Below are 18299 nucleotides of genomic sequence, written 5' to 3' on the forward strand. Positions count from 1 at the left end.
CCATGATTAAAATTAACGGTCATATCTTCTAAGATTTTTTGCGTTTCTTCGGTTGTGAGTGTTTGCATAAAACAACCTCCATATGTTACCAGAAGTAACATTATTTGCTTTTATTTCAATAAAAATGTTGCCATTGGTAACTTATTTTTAAAATTTATACCGTGAAACGCTCCTCTTACCATCACGGGGATTTAAAAAATTCAATTATTAGGTCTTGTCACAAACTTTTACAGAAAAAAGGAGCCTCGGATTTTTCTTTAAGAGAAGTGGCTACACTTTCGGGAGTTTCTCATGCGGCAGTGTATCGCCATTTTCAGGACAAAGAAGAGGTATTAGAAATTCTTGCCTCCATAGGTTTTGATAGACTCGGGTCTTTACAAAAAAAAGTTCCACAAAATACAAAGGATCCAGATGGTTATTTTGTCAAACTAGGACTAGTTTATATCCAATTTGCTATTAAAAATCCAAATTATTATCGCCTTATGTTTCAAACAAAACGAATCAAGGAATCAAATATCTTAAAAAGATCAAAGTTGAAATCATATGCCATTTTAGTCCGAGGATGTAGGTTTTACTTAAAAACAAAAAGAAGAAACGAAAAACATAGGAGTTTTGCTCTTATGGCTTGGTCGCTCGTTCATGGTTATAGCAATTTATGCATCGAAACCGATTTCCCTGATACTGAAAGCAAAGCCCTAAAAAAAACTAAAGCAGAAATGGCTGAAGATATTTTAAGATTTTCGATCTAAATTGATCCCATCTATTTCTAGAGAGTTACCTCTTCAAACTTTTGCAAAAACTCTGTTTTGTCCCTAACAAATTTTTTCGGATTTTCTTTCCCATATTCGCAGTAAAAAACCATTTCTTGACCATCGTTTGCATTGGTACAGTTTTTGGCTTCGTCCAGTTTTAAATAAAAATTCCCTGTTTTAATATGTTTGTAAACTTTCAACGTAACCACCTTAATCAAACAAAGTTAAGAACTAAAAAACATACTGTAATTTGGCTAACTGATTAAGAAACAGAAATTCTTCCTAGAGGGAGCTTCGATTTTGTTTCTAACCATTGTTTCCAAATTAAATTTAAACTTCCATGTAAAGAATCTGGTGAAGACAAATTTGTAATTTGAAAATAGGTCGACTTTGATAGATTCTTACTACCCCAATTTTTAAACTCATCCCAAGGGCTTTTCTTTTGTACTCTTTTTTGTACCTCTATTGTACTACTAAAGGAAGCGTCATTTTTGTCCCAACCTGCATTGGATTTTTGGCGGATGGGGACTTGGGTAATTTCCATGCTTTTAGTCAATTTCTGCATTGGATTTTTTTCCAAGGATTCGGTATTTGAAGATGCGCTTTTTACAGATGGATTTAAAAAGATCGGTTTTAAAAATCGTCTTCTCCCATCGAAGCCAGTTTGTTCGAGTAAACCAAGTTTTTTCAGTGAGGAGATGAGTCTAGATACAGTATCATTTTTTAGCCCTAAGACTTCTCCGAAATAACGATTGGAGGCAAAACATCCTCCTTTATCGTGTAGGGAGACAATTTCTGCATACAATTTGGTTTGGCTATGAGAAAGGTTTAGGTTCTCAATCCAAACGGGAATCCAAATTCCTGTTCGATTTGTTTTCATTTTAGGTTCCTTCCGCCAAACGAACACATCTCCGGCTACGAGCGTTTGGTGGTTTTTTGCCAATACACTTTTAGTGTACACCTTCCCTACTCCATTTATCTCAAGTTTATTCGTATAAAAAATAAACCTTCGGTCATACTAGAGAAAAGAAAAGTTGGAAGTTCTTGACGAACGTCCCTCGGAACTTTTGTAAATTCCGGTTTGAACAATGACGGCATTGTGGTAGAGCCGTGTCCGGTTGTGTGACCCGAACGTTCCCTATATGTACAAAAAGGAAAATTCCGTCAAGCTAAAAATGAGACATAATTCTTGGGAGGTCTCATTAGAAACCGAGGTCTGGTTTTTTGTCTTTGGGGGGGGATTTTAGAGGAAATGGCCCCGGGTCGCTACCACACTTCCCAGGGCTTTTATTGTTCAACCCGGTTAAGGATTTATAAACAAACCTAACTCATACTCCAAAACAGTACAAGTTTTTTTTCTAAACTTCTCTTAAAAAAAGATCTCCTTTTTTGGTTCTCCGACTGACGAAGCCTAAGATGGATTATTTTTTGTACTTACGAATTGTTTCCTCTAAGATGGCTTTTTCATTTTGTAAGAGTGAGATTTTTTCCTTAATTTTTAAAAGTTTGTTTTTTAGATCTTTTAGTTCTAAGTTGCCTAGTTTTGGTTTTGTTTGTTTCGGTTTATTTGGTTTTAAGGGACGAACGTATTCACGTAAATCATTCCGTGAGGGGAAGTCTCCTTTTTTTTCGAGTCCTTTGATGAGGTAGTCGATCGCTTTTTTTCTGTTGGTCACATCTAGGGGAGCAATTTCTGTAAACAAACTTGTTGGTATTTGGAAGATGGGGTGGTTTTTATCGGTATTTAGATTTGTAGTGGACTCTTTTAAAATTTCTGCATGTGAGATCTTTGTTTTTACCCACTGAGCGGATTTGTTAATTCGTTTTGCCAGTTGTTCGTTTGTTTCTTTATGCCTATTTTTTAATTCTTGTAATGAGAGTGCAAGATCTGACTCAGAGAGGTCCTCTCTTTGTAGATTTTCTACTAATTTGATTTCGGGTAGTTTGGAAATGTCGATTTGTTCTACATTTTTTACAATGGCAAGAATTGTTTTTCGTTTGAGAAGTTTGTGTGCACGAAATCTTCTTTCTCCATTGATGAGCTCATACTTCCCTGATTTTTTTCTGACAACGATAGGTTGTAGAAGCCCGTATTGGGAGATTGATTCAGCCAATTCTCTAATTGTGGATTCGTTGAAAGTTTTCCTTGGGTTATTTTCGGTCAGGACTTGGTCTATAGGAATTTCTGTAGCGTTGTGATTCGATGTGGCCTCTTCTTTTAGGAATGGGTTCAGAGAAGATGTTCGGGCGCTTGCTCTGGAGAGGATGTCGGCTGGGTTATAGTTTGTTTTTGTTTTCATAAAGTTTTTAGGTACGCCGGCGTACCTTATTTTAATTTCTCCGCTAAAATTTCGAAAGCTTTCCAAGGAGCACTTCCTTCTTGTAGAGGTTTGCCAGTCTCTGTACGGTCCCGAATACTTTCGTTTTTTGGGATTGGTTCTAAAATTTTTAGCGATTTTATGGTATTTAGTTTTTCCAAAAGATCCATTTGTTTTTGCGAAGTTCCCCATTGTGAGGGGAGGATCATTACGGATTTTTTCTTTGATTGTTCATCAAACCTTTCAGCCTCATCTACTTTTTTTAGAACTTGGGCCACCGTCCGAACTGCCCATTTTGATGGAGTGACAGGAACGAGAATTACTGAGGCGGGTAGATAAGATGCGATATTTTCAGAGGAACCTGAGCCGGGTGTGTCAATAATTACGTAATCATATTTCGCTTTGAGTAAAATGTTTTTTAAGCGAGGAATCATGGAAAAATCTTTGGATGCTAAATAACTTAAATCAGAAAGTTCGATGATGGATGGTAATACGTCGATGTTGTTAGAAGGTTTTACTGACTCCGCGAGAGTTGTTTCTGCGTTTAAGACAGAAAGAGTGTTTCCGGAATCAAAAAATTCGACTGGTTCTTCGGGGAAAAAAAAGTCAGAAAGGTCTGCTTGGGGATCCATGTCTATGGCTAAAGTAGATCCTTTTTTTGACAGAGCTAAAGCCAAGTGAATGGCTGTTGTGGATTTGGAAGTTCCGCCTTTGATATTGGCAACAGTAATGATCTTCATTGCAAAATGAGTTTGTTTTTCGCTATTATAGGTGCAATGAAAATTCAAAAATTTGGATGTTTTTTGAAAGTACGCTGGCGTACCTTATGAAAGAGTTACTTTTTTGGTTTTATGGATTTGGTTTGGAAAAAATCCAGCGCAAAGGATCGAAGCGGAAATCCTTTCGTCGTGGCGAAAGATTGCAGCGAAGAGCCTGGTCGTTTTTCTATAAGATTTTTGTTTGAGAAGGGATTCGATGCGCCCTTATTTTTTATTTATATGGTAATAGAAAAAATTCTTGTACTATTTTCGGGATTGGTATAGATTGTTTGTAACCCCTTAACCGGGTGATGTAAACTCTCTGGATTGTGTGGAAGCAGTTCAGAGAGACTTTCCTCCACTTCGTTCGAATCCTACTCACTCCCCTACTGAACAATCTTAACTTTTAAGTTCATAACCTATTCCATTGTAATTGAGCTGATTGCGGTGGACGTTTTTATGGTTGGGATTATGTCTCATTAGGACTTGACAAAAAATAGAATCTAGGGTTTATAGAGTCTGGGTAGGGGAGGTGTTCCTATACCCAAAAGCGGACTTCCACAATTTATTCCGCTTACATACATCACCTGGAATTCAAAAGAATTCCAACCAAGGGACGTTCGAAAGAACTTCCCAAATTTTATAGTAACGACACCGAAGGTTTCTCTTCATGTTGTTACAAATCCAAGAAAGAACTTCTTGGGAACCGGAGGTTTGTGTTGGGCCAAGGGGATTTATGAAAGAACTAAAAAGAACTGGTGTTTGGGTTGCTCAATGGATGGATGATTTGGGGCTCAGTGCCAACCAAACAAAGTTGTATGCAGAGATTGTTTCTTTGGATGCTAAGGGAGGATGTTTTGCTTCGAACGAATATTTTGGACGGGTTTTACGTTTAAGGCCAGATACTGTCTCTAGGCTTGTATCTCAATTAAAGAAAAAGGGCCTATTGAAACAAACCGGGTTTGATGGAAGGAAACGTTTTTTAAAACCTCTGGTACCAAATTTGAAGGAAGAGTCTGAGTTGGATGGAGATCCGAAACGAAGTTTATTTTTGGGAACGAGAAAGGAGATCTCTCTTGGGTTTGGATCCAAGTCTGGGTTGGAGGTGGATCCGAAGCCTTCTTCTAAATACCAAATACATTCTAGTATACATAAAAAAACTCCTTCTAGTGAAGGAGATGATTGGAAAGAGTTTTTGGTTTGGGGTGAAAAACGTTTCTCCAAGTCTACGAGGGTTTTTCTTTCTGGGCTTTGTGGTCCGGAATCCTTAACTGGGCCTCAACTCTCTTATTGGGAGAGGTTTAAAGCGAACCCAGGTTAAGGAAGGTGTGGAGAATTCTGTCGAAAGAGAGATCAAATAGGTTTGTTTTATCCCTTCATTTAATCTGTGTTATGTCCTGGCGAAATTGTTTTCTCCCGCCTGGGTATTCGATAGCGTAAAGGCATTGGCAGGTTTCCCAAGCGGGGCTACTGAAAAACATACCACTTTCTTCCGATTGGCAAGAATCTTGTTTGGGTTTGATTTTGTGAGTTGCAATGAGTCTTCCTAAGTCTTTGATTTCCACTTCATCGAGTTGGATGGACTCTTGTTCTAATAAAATTGTGGTTAGTTTGGGAGAGGTGGAGAGAAGGTTTGTGGCATTGACACAAGTTGTCCGTCTCATGGCCAAACTGCCTGACTCTATGGCTTGGTTGCTTGCTTTCGCAGAAACGGCAGCATAAAATACCTCGTTTCCATTCACTGTTTTCCATTCTGATTTCCAAGGCATATAACTTTGGCAGGTGATAAGGGTTAGGAGTGTCGAGAAATATAAATATTTCATACCAGAATTTTGACTGGAACAAAAACTTTGTCAACGGAAACCTGATCCCTTTTCTGGTTCTCTGATAATTTATTGAAACTATTCCCAATGGATGGAAATTGGGAGGAACTGCTATGAGCCTTTTTAAGCCAATCCCCATTCTATCTGGTGCCATGGTTCAATCCTTTATGGCTTCTTTTAAATCAAAATCAGATAAACATTACGGTCGTTCCATCGCAGGGGAATGGAGATCGGTCAAAGCAAAAGATGGAACAACATTACTAGCACGTTTACATGATATCCCAAATCCTAGAGGCCTTGTGATTTTGGTGCATGGGTGGGAAGGAAGCATTCATTCCAGTTATATTGTAAGGACTTCACGGTATTTTTTACAGAAAGGGTATTCGGTTTATCGGTTAAATTTGCGAGATCACGGGGACACTCACCATCTAAATGAAGGAATCTTTAACGGCAGTTTGTTATTGGAAACTTATGAAGCAGTGAGAGAACTTGTGAAACTTTCTGGTTCTAAGAAACCTGTGTATTTAGCCGGGTTTTCGTTAGGTGGGAATTTTGTTCTCCGGATGGCGGGAAGGCATTCCTTATCGAAAGCCGCCGATCAAATCCCTGGTTTAAAACATTGTTTCGCTTTTAGCCCTGCACTTGATCCCAAAAGGGCAACCATCAAAATGGATGAACATCCTTTTTTAAGAAAATATTTTTTGAATTCTTGGAAAACCTCTCTAGTTAAAAAAGCAAATTTGTTTCCACACCTATATTCCTTTCATGATTTGGACAATTACCAATCAGTGATGCACTTAACAGAAAAAATGGTAAAAGAGTTTTCTCATTTCTCTTCTGTGGATGAATATTTTGATTCTTATACTTTGAATGATTTGTTTTTTAAATCGATTCGTATTCCAACAACCATACTAACGTCTATGGATGATCCTGTGATTCCATGGAAAGAATTCGCAGAAATCCCGGCTTCTTCTTATTTAGAAGTTGTGATTGAGTCTAGAGGTGGGCACTGCGGATTTATTGAAGACCTTAGTCGTTCTTCTTATTATTGGAGATTGATGGAAAAAAAGATGGGTTGATCTCTTCCCAAATGATTTTCCATTCTTTCGCCCAATTTTCTTTTTTAGAAGTCCAGAATTTCCAGTAAAAGGAATCTAGTAGTTCCCGATTGGATAAAATTTGTAGTATCGATTTTTTTTCTAAGGCCTTGGGGCCCTCTTCGAGTAAAATTTTTAAATTTTCTTCTGTTGATTTTGGAAGTTTGGATTGGTACTTTTTGTTCCCTTGGAGTTGTTTGTGTGTACTTCGAAAGATAGGATGGATTAGTGCAAAGAAAAATTCGCGTCCTTCCAGATAACTATTTTTATGGGAGATTAGTTCTTTTTCTAAATTACGAATTAGAGTTGTATTCGGCTTCCAAAAAGATGGATCCAGGAATTTGTTGAACACTTTTTGTTCCTTGCCTGTGAACACTACCAGTGGAATTGATAAAATCCATCCCAACCAAATAGGCAAAGTCAAAACAAATACCATTGTGGAATGTGCATAACTAATATAAGCCGAGGCAAAACCTAAAATAGTCACACCGAAAAAGGAAGATAAAATATAAGAGAGACTATACCCTGAATCTGCATCTCTATTCTGTGGACCCCAGGTGATCCTTTTGTTGAAAAGAATAGAGAAGACAAAGATACTATGGTAGATCATATAAATAGGAGCTATGAGGATTGAGAATAGAGTTTCTAAAAGAAAAGCAGGAAATTTTTTAAAGATTTGTAGGACAGGAAGGCTTAGAAAACTAAGGATCCTCGGTAAAAATAACAATACTAAGGATAAATAGAGTAATTTGATATAAAGTGGATCATAAATCTGTGATTTAAAGAATTCATATTCTTCGGGTAACATGGAGTAGTTGAGATATTTGTTATCTTCTAAATAATTCCATAAACTTAAAAATATATAACACATCCAAATAGGGGAATTGAGATAAGATAAAATTCCGTTTAAGATATGAATTCGGTTGATGAAAGGGATTTTTTTTCCAAATAAGAACCAAAAATGTTGGAGGTTCCCTTGACACCATCTTTGGTCTCGTTTGAGAACATCAATGATGTTCGGCGGATTCTCTTCATAACTTCCCTCTAACTCGTAAGCACATAAAACTTCATAACCGGCTTTCCGCATCAGAGCAGCTTCTACCGTATCATGGCTTAAAATTTTTCCCCCAAGGCCACCGTATTCAGGAAGGTGGGGTAGGGCACAATGTTCCATAAAAGGTTTCACTCTGAGGATGGCATTGTGTCCCCAATATCCGGATGAATTGATTTGCCAAAAGGTCGCACCTTTTAAAAAAAATGGGCTGAATAGATAGGAGGAAAATTCTGTTAATTTTTGGAATAGGGTAGTGGACTTAAAGATTCTTGTGCTGGATTGGATGATTCCTGCCTTGGGTTGATTCTCCATGTTGGCAATCAGTTGGAGGATGAGTTCCCCCGAAACTAAACTATCCGCATCCAGGATGAGCATATATTTGTATTTTTTTCCCCACCTTCTACAGAAGTCCGCAATGTTCCCACTTTTCCCATTGAGGTTACTTTTTCTCCTTCTGTAGTGAAAGTTATGGTAGTTGTTTTTTGAATCGCATAATTCTGTGTAGGCGGCTTCTTCTTTGATCCATTTTTCCGGAGTTCTTGTATCACTTAGGATAAAATAATCGAGTTTAGGTAACTTGTGGATTTGGTCTGCGGATTCGGAGATTACTTTGATTCGCGAGAATATCGAAATTTCGTTTTCTTCGTAAACTGGCATTACTACCGCAACTGGAATCGACGCGATTGATTGTAAATCCAGTTCTCCAATAGGAATTCGTTTTGTTTTGAGGAGTGGGTCACCGTTTTTTTTGAGTGTTAGTAAAAATCCAAAAAGAGAAGTAGTCGCTCCATAGGCCAACATTGGTAATAGAAAAATTAAAGTTATGAATTGGTAGTATTCTGTGATTTCGATTCCACGAAAGGAGATGATATCAATGAATAAACTAAAACCCCAGATGACGGGAGTGACGAATGTAAAGAAAAATAAAATACGATGGATTTTGATCATAACAACCTAAATATAATAATGTAATAGAGGAAACTCCAGAGAAAGATAGAAGCAATGATGAACAAGGGTTTTAGAGATCCGACAATGGATTGTTTTGTTTTTTGTGTGTCTCGTCTCCACTCTGCTGATTGTGGGATCATTGATCCAAACTGCCAAGAACGATCAGGGAGTGGTAAGGAATGGACTTTGGTTAGTTGTTTGTTTTCTAAGTTGTTCAACCAAAGTTTCCAATCAGATTCAAAGGAAAAACTAAGTTCTGTTGATTTAAAAAAATCACTTAATGTTTCTGCGATTATTTGTTCATTATGAATCCCACTTAGAATTAAGTAGGAGCGAAGTCTTTCGCTAAACTCTTTAATGTATTCCGTGTTATTTGGATAGTCCATCGCGATAAATCCAAGTTTCAGTAATTCGTTGGTTTTCATTTTCTAAGAAAACAGTCCAATTTGATTCTTCATCAGAACTAGGATACCAGATTTGTAATCGCCACTGGTCGAGTTCTGATATTTTTTCAATTTTATATCGGATATCTTCAGAAGTGATTTGGTCATTTTGAATCACCGCTTTTAAATCAGTTTTTCGATCTAATGATTTTAAGTAGTCACCAGTGAAATAAATGGTAAACATTTTTTCCTTTGGGAAAACGGGATCAATACCTCTATAAAATGCAGAAGTTTTCCCAAGGGTGTGATGTTTTGGTGATCTTTCTGTGTAATGGAGAGTGTAGGAAAACTCATAACCTTCATTTAAATTGGGAGGGATGGCTGGTTCCCAAAACGTGGTGACATTGTCATCAGAATCTAAATTGGTTGTGAATTCTAAAAGGTATAAATTTCCCTTTCCCCAATCCCCTTTTGGTTCGACCCATACACTTGGCCTTAGATGGTATTTGAGTTTTTCATCTTGGTAACTTTTGAATTTACGATCTCTTTGGATCAGTCCATAACCCTGTGGAGAGTCTAGTTGAATTCTTGTTAGTTGGGTTTTTTTTGGATTGATGAGAGGTCTCCATTCCCAGTCCCCAGATTTGTTTTGAATGAGTAAACCATCAGAGTCATGTACTTCTGGATGGATATTCCCCAAAATTGGATTGTCTGATTCTCCATATAAATACATGGAAGTGATGGGTGCAAAACCAAGACGTTTGATTTTTTTGCGTAAGTATATTTTCGCACGAACGTCTATGGTAGTAATTTCTCCAGGTTTAACGATGAATTCATAAGAACCAACAACTGATTCTCCATTCATGATTGCGTAAATGGTAATGGATGTATCTGTTTTTTGCGGTCGTTTGATATAAAAACTTTCGAAGATCGGGAATTCCTCTCTATCTTTTGGCCCGGTGTTGATGGCCAGTCCTCTCCCTGACAATCCATAAACTTGGTCTTTCGATATGGCTCTAAAGTAAGATGCCCCTTGGAAAACTAAAAATTCTTCTAATGCTTCTTTTTGGTTGATAGGGTAATGGACACGAAAACCAGTATAACGAAGTTTTTTAGACAGTTCTGCAAATTCATCGGAGAGTGGTAAATCTCCAAAATTGAAACGAGAGGCATCATAGGGAATTTCTACTGGTTTTTCACCAATGACTTCATAAATTTGAATTCCATTGCTGTAGATATGGCCTGGATGGAAAAAATGCAGTTGGTAGGGAAGGGCTAGATTTTTCCAAATAGCAACATCCGGTTTGTATTCGATTTGTCTATAATCATCAAAGCTGATCCCGTCGAGTCCGGGAATTTTGAATTCAGGTGTTGGAGAAAACTTAGACTTTAATTTCTGTTTTGCGATTGAATCAGCGGTATGAAAGTCGAAGGTTTCAGTTGTTTGGGAGATGGCGAGCAAACTGGCAACTTTAGTTAAAGTCAGATCATTTTTTCGGATGACGATTACGACACACAATACCAAGGCAATGAGTGCAAGATATATGTTCAGTTTCTTCATAGATGTAATGATAATTCTGTAATCTCTAAGGTCACTTAAATAAATGGGTGTGGTATTTTTGCCTCACTAAACATGGATTAAGCAAGGAAACAGAATTTTTCTATTGCTTATTTCATTCGCTTCTATAACGTTCCCTCATCTTATGAAATTTGTTTCCTTCCTTTTTTGGTCTCTGGTTTTTACCACCTTATTCCTGCAATGTTCTGGTTCACAGAAAGCAGATAAAATTCTTGGCGAATCTGTAATCTCTACCAACAAACCGCAATCATTCAAAAAAATCGCACCTCTGACGGCAAACTCCCTTGGATCCAGAAAAAATCTCTTGGAACATGGATGGGCTGTCATTCCTTCCGGTAAAAATACAGTGGACCTAGCGTATGAAAATTTCGGGATCAGCTCCCGTGTCGCAAAAGCGATGGTTCTTGTTCATATGAAAAAACGAAGTGAAGATTACCCGGGAAAGTTAGGTGATACAATGAAAGCAGTGGCTTCTTGGACTCGCACTGGGTTTGGTGATGCTTCTTCAAGGACTGAGGATATTTATGATGCTGGTTGGCAACTGAGTAAAGCAGAATGGAAGGTGTCTCGAGAAAGTTTTGAAGAAGCAGGTTCACGCTTTGTCCAAGGGTATGTTTATCTGGTGCCAAAAGTTGAATCAGACTACAAACAAATGTCAGCTGTTTTGGGCGAGGTGAGTCGGAAACACAGTAAAGATGAAAATAAGATAAAAGAAGTTTTTGGATCTACTTTGCAAAAAAATTCAAATCAAATTATTTCTGCATGGAGTGACTCGTTTGCAAAAGCATCAAATGAGTTTACAAGAAATTATGAAGAGTCTGGAGAACGTGGGAATTCTCTTTTGGCACTAATTGATATTTTTCAGGGATATTCTGTGGCGCTGAAAGAAGTAATGATATCACCAGTCGCTAAAACAGGAGCCGGCACAGGAGAGATTCTTGTTGTTAACGGAGTTTATGTTCCTCTATCTCTATCAATGAATTTTTCATCCAAAGCATTGATTTCAACGGGAGTTGTATTTTATTATTCCACTAAGTCTGGTTATCGAGTGTTTTCACCGACATTGGAAACGGGACTATTTAGTTCGATTGGAATTTTGTCTGCAGCTTCTACTGTTCCAACTTATACTACTGGAACAACACTCGCAGCTTTTAACCAAGTGACTTCTGTTGCGGGAACCACAGCTGTTGGTGTGATTGGTACTGCCGGTGGTGCAACTTACGATACAGGTGCATATGCTACAGGGATGGTTTATGATTTTGCAAAAGGAACATCGGAAGCCGGTGTTTATATGATGAGTTCAGGTTTGGTTTTGGGTTATGGAGCCATAACAGTTCTTCCTTCACAATTGTTATTAACTGCTGTCGATGGACCGATCTTAATCATCTATGATGGCCCTCGCGTTGCGATTGCAGTGGTGAGAGGCAACTATTCAGGGTTTGACGATGTCCCTACTGGAACAGTCATTAATTTAGAAGAAGCTAAAAAAGCAGGGAAAGTGAAAATCCTAACGGATGACCCAAAGATCATCAAAAAAGTATTGGATGCTGAAATTGAAGAACAATCAAAACGTGCGAAAGTAAAGGCTTTTGAAAAAAAATGAAATCAAAATTATACAAAAATCTACTAGTTTCTTTATCTCTTTTTGTTTTGTTTTTTAACTGCTCCGGTTCAGATAAAAAGAATGAAGACCCACTTAAGAATACCAAAAAGTTAGCGATTGAAGGTCATACTTCTCTTTATTACCAAGGAGCACTTCCGGTAAAAGGAACAAGCATTAAGTTCATTCCACCGTTTCATGAGTCGACGATATTTGTTTTAGATCAAAGGATTGGGTTTGCAGGTGATGAATTCTCTCGTTCTGTATTAAAAGCCCGTGAGTCTGTTGTAATCGTGAAAGATGGGACTAAAATGAGTTGGTCTGCTGCCGGAAAATTAAATGCAGGAGGGGAAGCTGCAGTTCAGTATCTGAGTGAAAATGCCACCAAACCAGGATTATTCATCATGTACGCATCGGTAGCAGAATCTTACGGATTGGTTGGATCATCTGTCGAACGAGGTATGGATGCTCACAAGGCAGTTGTGGCTAATTCAGTGGCCATTCGTAAGGAATGGAATGAATGGGCTGAGATGCAACTCAATCAAAAAGAGGAGGTAGATAATTCTCCTTCAACAAAAAAAAGATTCAATCAATACAAACAAGAATTCCAAAATGTATTTGAGTCAACGGTTCTTGGGTATGTGGATTTGGATGATGCACTGAAGTCCTCTTATAAAGAATCTTTTGACGATTTAAAATCTGGAGATTGGAAACGAAGGTTCTCTGAGATTGAAAATCTTCGTTCCTCTGTTTCTGAAAAAATTTTCGGAAATTGGAAAGAAACCATTTTTACTTTTGGGGAAGATACTTCCGAGGAGTTAGGTCGTGCTAAGGCAGATTTGGAATCCATTGCAGATAATGAAGGGGTTCCTGTTGCATTACTCAAAGCATTTTCAAGATTCACAAAAGCTTTGTTTTATGATACTATCATAAAACCTATCGGAAAAATAACCGTATTGTCCATCGGATATGTGACTTGGAATGGAATCATTTATCCTTCTGCAATCATCACAAATAGTGCGGGTACGGGTCTTTATTGTTTGGTGGAAACATTTACCTTAGCAGGGAAAGGGGTTGTTTATATCACGGCTCCTAGTGCTGAGCTTGCGTTAGGTGCTTTACTTAATAGCACAGACGTTGTTTTAAGTGAATCAGTTCTCTCTATGGAAAAAGGTGCAAAAATTACTTCTGGAGTCGCCAGAAAAACATCTGCATATTCCGTTAAAACGGCTGCTGTAGTTACAGAATCTTCAGGGAAATACATTCTTGCTCCGATGAGTTTAGCGGGTGTTACTTCAGGACAGACGGTTCTTGGTGGGGGACTTGCCATCGGTGGTGCTGTCACAGGGGCCACAGTGGCAGGGACATCGGCAACGGCACAAGCAGTAACCTATACTTCGTCAAAAGTTGCAGCTGGAACTGTAGGAGTTACCGGGACTGTTGCTTCATTTGGGACAGGGACTACTTATGGGATTTACCAATTAACAAAAGCAGTTGGTGTCCCTACTGGAGTGGCAGTGGGGTCTGGTGTTGTTTTGAGTTATGAATTTGTCTCTCATATTTCCGCCCATTCGGTGCTTGCTGTTGCCGATTGTACTTATTTAGTGTTATCCCTGGAAGGAGGCAAGTGGGTTGTTTATGGTGTAAAAGATGGATCCAAAAAAGCCTCTCGTTTGTTAACGGGTGCAGTGGTAGACCTAGACCAAATCCGTAAAGAAGGGGGAACTGTAGTAAAAGTTCCTTTGGAAGAAGGCGAAGTTGAAAAAATACTAGGTAAAAAAAAGAAAAAATAAAATCATTGGACTATGGAGAATGAAGGTAAAAAAATCCTTATCATAGAAGACTCTGAACTTCAGAGAAAACTTCTCAATCGTTGGATTACCAACCATGGGTATATACCTTTGGAGGCTATGAATCTTTCTGAAGCAAGGGAGATCATCATCAAAGATCAAATTGATGTGGTTCTTTTGGATTGGGAATTGCCTGACGGATCTGGAATTGAACTTATATCGGAAATTTTTACTTCTTCACCAGTCGGTTGGTTACCTGTCATTATGGTGACAGGTCATACGGAACCTGAAAATCTCAAACTTGCCATTGAAGCAGGTGCTACCGATTACATTACAAAACCTGCGAAGGAAATCGAACTTTTAGCAAGAATTTTTAGTGCCTTGCGAATGAAATCTTTACACGATCAATTACGAGAAACGGCGATCCGAGATGTAATGACAGGTTTGTATAACCGTCGCTATATGGAAGATCGTATTGACCAAGAATTTCAAAGATGCAAAAGACACAAACACAACCTCGCTCTAGCAATGATAGATATTGATTTTTTTAAGAAAATCAATGATACCTATGGACATGAAACAGGAGATATTGTTTTAAAAAGAATTGCTTCTGAATTAAAATCGTCTCTGCGTAAGTCGGATATCATTTCTAGATTTGGCGGTGAAGAATTTGTGATTGTGTTTCCAGAGACAGGACTTGCAGATGCAACACGAGTTCTAGATAAAATTAGGGAAATGGTTTCAGGTTTGGAATTAAATTCAGAGTCTGGACAAACTTTCAAAATTTCGTTTAGTGGCGGTATTGCCGGCGGGGATATCAGCAAAATCGAAACTCCACTTGACCTTCTCAGAACGGCGGATAAACTTTTATATGAAGCAAAGTCTTCTGGTCGAAATCGCATCATTAGTTAATTATTAAATTGGACATCAATCATTCTTTTTACCAGCTAACACCCGATTCGATACTCAACGCAATTGAATCATTGGGTTATGAACCCACAGGTCGATTTTATCCATTAAATAGCGTAGAAAATCGTGTTTATGATATCGAAACTTCGAATTCGGGAAGGATCGTTGTTAAATTCTATCGTCCTGGTAAGTGGAATCATCAGGAAATTTTAGAAGAACATGAGTTCTTAGGGGAGTTGTCGTCAGGTGAGATTCCTGTTTTAACACCCATATCCATCAAGGGGAAAACTTTGTTCGAATGGTTGGGAATTTATTTCGCAATTTGGCCCTTACGCAATGGAAGGATTGTGGAAGAAATAACTGGTTCCAATTTAGAAAGAGTAGGCGCCTTACTTGGAAGGATTCATTCTATTGGAAAACAATCTGATTCCAAACATAGGCCTGTGTTGGATATTCCTTCTTACGGATTAAAATCTTTAAATTTCATATTGGAAAATGATCTAATTCCAAATCAAAGTTTGGCGGAGCGGTATAAGGTCACTGCGCTTCGTTCTTTTGAAATTTTTGAATCTCTTGTGAAAGATTACCAAATTCCATTCCAAAGAATTCATGGAGATTGTCATAAAGGAAATTTACTTATTTCGCAAGATGGATATAGTATTTTAGATTTTGATGATTTTTTGACAGGCCCCATTGTTCAAGATTTTTGGATGTTGCTGCCGTTAGGTGAAGAAAATCGAAAGGATGATCTATTCCAGTTCTTACAAGGTTACACTATGTTTGCTGATTTTGACCAAAACTGGCTACAGTTGGTAGAACCACTCCGTATCGTAAGATATGTTCATTATGCCGCTTGGATTGCTAAACGATGGAAAGATCCATCGTTTCCATCATTATTCCCTCATTTCGGAACTGAAGAATATTGGCTAAAAGAGACCTTGGATTTGGAATCTGCCAAAAATGATTTAGAAGAGAATTCAACGAACGAAACTCCATCTTCAGAAAATGTTGAACCGGAAATGACAAACAAAGATTTTTTTTGGGACTGGGAAAACTAAAAGACAACTTCTCCTGTTCATTGTCCTATTAAATGTGATAAGGCAACGGCGAGTGCATGAGAAACGTTTAAAGAATCAATTTTGTTTTTCATGGGTATGTAAACTAACTCATCGGATAGGTTTAAGATCCCTTCTTCGATCCCATCTGCTTCATTTCCGACCACTAATACAAAATTATTCTGTTTTTTCATTCCATAGATGGATTTTGTTTTGGACAACAATATCTCTCCGTCTTTGGGTAGGGATAAGGCTAAAATTTTAGTTCCTGTTTCCTGTAAATTTCGTATCGTTTCCGTTAGGTTATGAACTCTCACTAGCTGTATTTGAAAAAGTGAACCCATCGATACTCTGACACTCCTACGTAAATAGGGAGAAGCCGATTTCGAATCAAAAAGGATGGATTGGATCCCAAAAGCCGCCGCGGTACGAAGTATGGATCCAATATTTTCACTATCGACAATCGAGTTGAGAAGAAGCATCGGAGTTTTGGTTTCTGAGACGGAATTCCATCGCTGGAATCCTACCGCCATAAATCCTTGATGTACTGAAAAACCAATTGTTTCTTCGAAGATTTGTTTTTCGGCAATAAAACATTTGTTAGCGTCTTTTAGTTTGGATTGGATCAAGTTTTTGTGTTTCTCCAAATATTTTGGCATACAAAATACCGATTCGACTCGGAGGTTTGAATTCAAAAGACGAACTGCTGTTTTTTCATGATCCGCAATGAATGTATCGGACGGGTCTTCCTTTGCTTTGAGGAGTTGGTAGGAAGTGAGCCTTGGATCGAGGGGGGAGTGGATGATCTGCATTATGTCACATTGCCCCGGAAGAGCCCCCGCCCTGAATAGGGTGGTGGAGGCGGGCTTGTGGGCTTCTCCGGATTTGCCTAACACAAATCTCACATCCCGGCAACCAAAGATCTTTTTTACTAAAAATTTTTCCTAATAAGTTCATATTAACTAATATGATACGTTGATTGGACAAATCCATTCGGAAATGGCATAGTCCGAATGTGTTTTAATTTTATTTCTTGCTTACAATTTGTAAATAGTGGCAACCCCGATCCAAGTAATATGGGAACCTGGGTGATTGTAATTTCATTTAACATAGATTTGTCTATAAAACTTTGGATCACTAATCCTCCATCAACATAAGCTGATTTGATTTGTTTTTCTTCCAATGTTGAGTTGAGGTCATTTAAGGTTCCATGAAAAATCTTAATAGGAAAGTGAGAATCATATTTATAATTTTTGTTTCGTGTTAAAACAAAAACAGGAATGGATTCAAAAGGGTACGTTTCAAAGGTTAATACCGTCTCAAAAGTAGTTCTGCCCATAATGATACAGTCGATATTCTCCATAAACGAAGAATAACCAAAATCGTTGTTTTCGATTGTATATTCCTTAGATGTTAGCCAGTCAATAGACCCGTCGGTTCTAGCAATAAACCCATCTAGACTAGTTGCAATAAATGCTTTATATTTTATCATAGGTAATAATTATTCTACAGTGTAGATATTTTGTTCTACACTGTAGAAATGGGTTTGAAAATGAAACAAAAAATTATCCAAACAGCTCTAAAAATTTGTGAAAAAGACGGATACGAATCCTTTAGCATGAGAAAATTAGCTACAAAATTAGAGTTAGATCCAATGGCAATTTATCACTACTTCGATAATAAAGAGGAACTAACGAAGGCAATGGTGGGACAAGTTTTTGACCGCTTTGAGCAGAAAACCTTAATCAAGTTCAAAAATCCAAATTTAGCGTTAAAAAAATATCTCCTTGGGTATTGGAATTTGTTTATTGAATATCCTGGTTTGTCTTTGTATTTAATCAAAAATTCTTATGACGGTTTTCCTTCTGTAGTTTCCCTCAACCAAAATTTGCAAAACTTGTTCCATGCAGTTTGTCCTAGTCATCACGATACGGAAAAAATACTGCATATCATAATTGATTTTATCCACGGCAATGCACTTGCAGTTTCTCAAATTCCCAAAGGAAAGTTAAAAAACTCAAAAATTAGCCAGAATCAGAGGGAATTTGAATCTTCGTTAGCTTATCTTTTGGATCAGTTCATCAGAGCATAACCACCTAAGTATAGTTTTAGGAGCGTTCGTGAATTCTTAGTTTAGTAAATTTCCCTTCATTTTTTTCATTTGTAGTTGAAAAAATTACAATGAAAAAAACTATTTCTTTGGAATCGAAAATTTCCAGACCACCTAATGAAC

General features: G+C 37.8%; 18 protein-coding genes. 8 read left to right on the forward strand and 10 right to left on the reverse strand.

Going from position 1 to position 18299, the window contains the following annotated elements; genetic code table 11:
- The first annotated feature begins 161 nt into the window (after positions 1 to 161).
- Positions 162 to 749 carry a TetR/AcrR family transcriptional regulator gene (locus EHQ16_RS19080; protein ID WP_135631798.1) on the forward strand — a complete coding sequence of 196 codons (588 nt, stop codon included), beginning with the start codon at positions 162 to 164 and terminating at the stop codon, positions 747 to 749.
- 17 nt (positions 750 to 766) lie between these two features.
- Here EHQ16_RS19080 and EHQ16_RS19085 read toward each other — a convergent pair whose 3' ends face one another.
- The 4 genes from EHQ16_RS19085 to EHQ16_RS19105 form a co-directional block, all read right to left on the reverse strand.
- The gene (locus EHQ16_RS19085; RefSeq protein ID WP_135631797.1) at positions 767 to 952 is read right to left on the reverse strand and encodes a hypothetical protein; all 186 of its coding nucleotides are present in this window, start codon (positions 950 to 952) and stop codon (positions 767 to 769) included.
- A gap of 62 nt (positions 953 to 1014) precedes the next feature.
- Positions 1015 to 1632 (reverse strand): helix-turn-helix domain-containing protein, encoded by a 618-nt coding sequence (locus tag EHQ16_RS19090; protein ID WP_135631796.1) that lies wholly within the window; start codon positions 1630 to 1632, stop codon positions 1015 to 1017.
- Positions 1633 to 2173: 541 nt separating this feature from the next.
- Positions 2174 to 3052, reverse strand: a complete 879-nt coding sequence (locus EHQ16_RS19100) for a ParB/RepB/Spo0J family partition protein (protein ID WP_135631795.1) — start codon at positions 3050 to 3052, stop codon at positions 2174 to 2176.
- 26 nt (positions 3053 to 3078) lie between these two features.
- Positions 3079 to 3810, reverse strand: coding sequence for a ParA family protein (locus tag EHQ16_RS19105; RefSeq protein WP_135631794.1), 732 nt, complete (start codon positions 3808 to 3810; stop codon positions 3079 to 3081).
- A 754-nt stretch (positions 3811 to 4564) separates the two neighbouring features.
- Here EHQ16_RS19105 and EHQ16_RS19110 point away from each other — a divergent pair.
- Positions 4565 to 5149 (forward strand): helix-turn-helix domain-containing protein, encoded by a 585-nt coding sequence (locus EHQ16_RS19110; protein WP_135631793.1) that lies wholly within the window; start codon positions 4565 to 4567, stop codon positions 5147 to 5149.
- A gap of 55 nt (positions 5150 to 5204) precedes the next feature.
- Here the strand turns inward: EHQ16_RS19110 and EHQ16_RS19115 are convergent, their stop codons facing one another.
- A complete protein-coding gene (locus EHQ16_RS19115; RefSeq protein WP_135631792.1) occupies positions 5205 to 5651 on the reverse strand; it encodes a hypothetical protein in 447 nt (148 codons plus the stop codon).
- A 113-nt stretch (positions 5652 to 5764) separates the two neighbouring features.
- On the opposite strand from EHQ16_RS19115, the gene EHQ16_RS19120 reads away from it, so the two are divergent.
- Positions 5765 to 6730: a YheT family hydrolase gene (locus EHQ16_RS19120; protein WP_135631791.1), complete on the forward strand. Its 966-nt coding sequence runs from the start codon at positions 5765 to 5767 to the stop codon at positions 6728 to 6730.
- On the opposite strand, the gene mdoH is transcribed toward EHQ16_RS19120, so the two are convergent.
- From mdoH to EHQ16_RS19135, 3 genes are read right to left on the reverse strand one after another with little or no spacing between them, the layout of a single operon-like run.
- Positions 6681 to 8750: a glucans biosynthesis glucosyltransferase MdoH gene (gene mdoH, locus EHQ16_RS19125; protein ID WP_135631790.1), complete on the reverse strand. Its 2070-nt coding sequence runs from the start codon at positions 8748 to 8750 to the stop codon at positions 6681 to 6683. The genes EHQ16_RS19120 and mdoH overlap by 50 nt on opposite strands.
- Complete coding sequence (locus EHQ16_RS19130) at positions 8747 to 9175, reverse strand: hypothetical protein (protein WP_322113330.1); 429 nt, start codon at positions 9173 to 9175, stop codon at positions 8747 to 8749. Before EHQ16_RS19130 ends, mdoH begins: the two co-directional genes overlap by 4 nt.
- Positions 9120 to 10694, reverse strand: coding sequence for an OpgD/OpgG family glucan biosynthesis protein (locus EHQ16_RS19135; RefSeq protein ID WP_135631789.1), 1575 nt, complete (start codon positions 10692 to 10694; stop codon positions 9120 to 9122). Before EHQ16_RS19135 ends, EHQ16_RS19130 begins: the two co-directional genes overlap by 56 nt.
- 142 nt (positions 10695 to 10836) lie before the next feature.
- Between EHQ16_RS19135 and EHQ16_RS19140 the strand changes: the two genes are divergently transcribed.
- Genes EHQ16_RS19140 through EHQ16_RS19155 form a run of 4 tightly spaced genes read left to right on the forward strand, consistent with a single transcriptional unit; the run spans position 10837 to position 16069 of the window.
- Complete coding sequence (locus EHQ16_RS19140; RefSeq protein ID WP_135631788.1) at positions 10837 to 12315, forward strand: hypothetical protein; 1479 nt, start codon at positions 10837 to 10839, stop codon at positions 12313 to 12315.
- Positions 12312 to 14105 (forward strand): hypothetical protein, encoded by a 1794-nt coding sequence (locus tag EHQ16_RS19145; protein ID WP_135631787.1) that lies wholly within the window; start codon positions 12312 to 12314, stop codon positions 14103 to 14105. The genes EHQ16_RS19140 and EHQ16_RS19145 overlap by 4 nt, the downstream gene beginning before the upstream one ends.
- A 12-nt stretch (positions 14106 to 14117) precedes the next feature.
- Entirely contained in the window at positions 14118 to 15014 is an 897-nt protein-coding gene (gene dgcR, locus EHQ16_RS19150; protein WP_135631786.1) for a diguanylate cyclase DgcR, read from the forward strand.
- Positions 15015 to 15022: 8 nt separating this feature from the next.
- Positions 15023 to 16069, forward strand: a complete 1047-nt coding sequence (locus EHQ16_RS19155) for a serine/threonine protein kinase (protein WP_135631785.1) — start codon at positions 15023 to 15025, stop codon at positions 16067 to 16069.
- Positions 16070 to 16086: 17 nt separating this feature from the next.
- Here the strand turns inward: EHQ16_RS19155 and EHQ16_RS19160 are convergent, their stop codons facing one another.
- Together EHQ16_RS19160 and EHQ16_RS19165 are read right to left on the reverse strand one after the other, a co-directional pair.
- Positions 16087 to 16878: a TrmH family RNA methyltransferase gene (locus EHQ16_RS19160; protein WP_135631784.1), complete on the reverse strand. Its 792-nt coding sequence runs from the start codon at positions 16876 to 16878 to the stop codon at positions 16087 to 16089.
- A gap of 146 nt (positions 16879 to 17024) precedes the next feature.
- The gene (locus EHQ16_RS19165; protein WP_135631783.1) at positions 17025 to 17558 is read right to left on the reverse strand and encodes a dihydrofolate reductase family protein; all 534 of its coding nucleotides are present in this window, start codon (positions 17556 to 17558) and stop codon (positions 17025 to 17027) included.
- A gap of 60 nt (positions 17559 to 17618) precedes the next feature.
- Between EHQ16_RS19165 and EHQ16_RS19170 the strand changes: the two genes are divergently transcribed.
- Positions 17619 to 18158 (forward strand): TetR/AcrR family transcriptional regulator, encoded by a 540-nt coding sequence (locus EHQ16_RS19170; RefSeq protein ID WP_135631782.1) that lies wholly within the window; start codon positions 17619 to 17621, stop codon positions 18156 to 18158.
- Positions 18159 to 18299: the final 141 nt, after the last annotated feature.

Source organism: Leptospira kanakyensis (assembly GCF_004769235.1).
GTDB classification, from domain to species: domain Bacteria; phylum Spirochaetota; class Leptospiria; order Leptospirales; family Leptospiraceae; genus Leptospira_A; species Leptospira_A kanakyensis.